The organism is Rhizobium sp. 18055 (genome assembly GCF_902706285.1).
Lineage (GTDB): Bacteria > Pseudomonadota > Alphaproteobacteria > Rhizobiales > Rhizobiaceae > Rhizobium.
Map to the genome: position 1 here is coordinate 1 of NZ_CACSKD010000434.1, position 400 is coordinate 400.

General features: G+C 65.2%; 1 protein-coding gene. It reads left to right on the plus strand.

What is annotated here, in order from left to right; all coding sequences use genetic code 11:
* Positions 1–400: type VI secretion system tip protein TssI/VgrG (tssI, locus tag GVL52_RS32555; RefSeq protein WP_160012792.1), on the plus strand; the 400-nt coding region annotated here is incomplete at both ends.

Sequence of the window (400 nt, forward strand, 5' to 3'; positions counted from 1 at the left end):
GGTTCCACTGGGACCGGCTCGGCGCGATGGATGAGCATTCGAGCTGCTGGGTGCGCGTGGCGACAAGCTGGGCCGGCTCAGGATTCGGGGCGGTCTCCATCCCGCGCATCGGCCACGAAGTGGTGATCGATTTCTTGAACGGCGACCCGGACTACCCGATCGTCACGGGCAGCGTCTACAACGCCGCCAACATGCCGCCCTGGGCCCTGCCGGGCAACGCCACGCAGTCCGGCATCAAGACGCGATCGAGCAAGGGCGGCGCGGCGGGCGACGGCATGAAGAACGGAGGCGGCGACGCCAACGCAATCCGCTTCGAAGACAAGAAGGGCGCGGAGCAGTTGTGGCTGCATGCGCAGAAGGACCAGCTCACCGAAGTCGAAAACGATGAAGAAAAGTGGGT